Source organism: Xenorhabdus aichiensis (assembly GCF_028598775.1).
GTDB lineage: Bacteria > Pseudomonadota > Gammaproteobacteria > Enterobacterales > Enterobacteriaceae > Xenorhabdus > Xenorhabdus bovienii.
The window spans coordinates 1-2,021 of the sequence record NZ_JAQRFO010000105.1; the positions used below are offsets into that span (position 1 = coordinate 1).

Below are 2,021 nucleotides of genomic sequence, written 5' to 3' on the forward strand. Positions count from 1 at the left end.
TGCGGATGCAGCGGTGTATTTGCCTTGAAACGGCGGGCGGGGAAACGGTCTGCTCAGTCGTCTGACGTACCGGTGATAACACTGTATGGGGCTATAGCTCAGCTGGGAGAGCGCCTGCCTTGCACGCAGGAGGTCAGCGGTTCGATCCCGCTTAGCTCCACCATACGAATAATTTCAGAACCCATGGGGAACACGCCCGTGTGTTGTGAAATTTTTGCTCTTTAACAATCTGGAACAAGCTGAAAATTTGAAACAATCAATGCTGTCATGGACAGGATTGATGAGTCTCTCAAAACTTGCACCCGAAGACACCTTCGGGTTGTGAGGTTAAGCGACTAAGCGTACACGGTGGATGCCTAGGCAGTCAGAGGCGATGAAGGGCGTGCTAATCTGCGATAAGCGCCGGTAAGGTGATATGAACCGCAACAACCGGCGATACCCGAATGGGGAAACCCAGTGCAATCCGTTGCACTATCCTGACCTGAATTCATAGGGTCCGGAGGCGAACCGGGGGAACTGAAACATCTCAGTACCCCGAGGAAAAGAAATCAACCGAGATTCCCCCAGTAGCGGCGAGCGAACGGGGAGCAGCCCAGAACCAACATCAGCATCAGTGTCAGGAGAACGGTCTGGAAAGGCCGGCAGTAAAGGGTGATAGCCCCGTATCTGAAGACACTGGTGGTGTGAGTTCGACGAGTAGGGCGGGACACGTGGTATCCTGTCTGAACATGGGGGGACCATCCTCCAAGGCTAAATACTCCTGACTGACCGATAGTGAACCAGTACCGTGAGGGAAAGGCGAAAAGAACCCCGGCGAGGGGAGTGAAATAGAACCTGAAACCGTGTACGTACAAGCAGTGGGAGCCTTGATTTATCAGGGTGACTGCGTACCTTTTGTATAATGGGTCAGCGACTTATATTCTGTAGCAAGGTTAACCGTATAGGGGAGCCGCAGGGAAACCGAGTCTTAACTGGGCGTTAAGTTGCAGGGTATAGACCCGAAACCCGGTGATCTAGCCATGGGCAGGTTGAAGGTTGGGTAACACTAACTGGAGGACCGAACCGACTAATGTTGAAAAATTAGCGGATGACTTGTGGCTGGGGGTGAAAGGCCAATCAAACCGGGAGATAGCTGGTTCTCCCCGAAAGCTATTTAGGTAGCGCCTCGTGAAGTCATCTTCGGGGGTAGAGCACTGTTTCGGCTAGGGGGTCATCCCGACTTACCAACCCGATGCAAACTGCGAATACCGAAGAATGTTATCACGGGAGACACACGGCGGGTGCTAACGTCCGTCGTGAAGAGGGAAACAACCCAGACCGCCAGCTAAGGTCCCCAAGTCATGGTTAAGTGGGAAACGAAGTGGGAAGGCTCAGACAGCCAGGATGTTGGCTTAGAAGCAGCCATCATTTAAAGAAAGCGTAATAGCTCACTGGTCGAGTCGGCCTGCGCGGAAGATGTAACGGGGCTAAACCATGCACCGAAGCTGCGGCAGCGACACGTAAGTGTTGTTGGGTAGGGGAGCGTTCTGTAAGCCTGCGAAGGTGTGCTGTGAGGCATGCTGGAGGTATCAGAAGTGCGAATGCTGACATAAGTAACGATAAAGCGGGTGAAAAACCCGCTCGCCGGAAGACCAAGGGTTCCTGTCCAACGTTAATCGGGGCAGGGTGAGTCGACCCCTAAGGCGAGGCCGAAAGGCGTAGTCGATGGGAAACGGGTTAATATTCCCGTACTCGGTGTTACTGCGAAGGGGGGACGGAGAAGGCTAGACCAGCCGGGCGACGGTTGTCCCGGTTCAAGCGTGTAGGTGGGAAGAATTGGTAAATCCGTTCTTCTGTCAACACTGAGGCGTGATAACGAGGCACTACGGTGCTGAAGTGGTTGATGCCCTGCTTCCAGGAAAAGCCTCTAAGCATCAGGTAACAGTGAATCGTACCCCAAACCGACACAGGTGGTCAGGTAGAGAATACTCAGGCGCTTGAGAGAACTCGGGTGAAGGAACTAGGCAAAATGGTGCCGTAAC

General features: G+C 53.4%; 1 tRNA gene and 1 rRNA gene. Both read left to right on the forward strand.

What is annotated here, in order from left to right:
• The first annotated feature begins 87 nt into the window (after nt 1–87).
• Nucleotides 88–163 (forward strand) — tRNA-Ala (locus PSI22_RS21055).
• A 162-nt stretch (nt 164–325) separates the two neighbouring features.
• Nucleotides 326–2,021: ribosomal RNA gene (locus PSI22_RS21060) — 23S ribosomal RNA — on the forward strand; the annotation flags it as partial.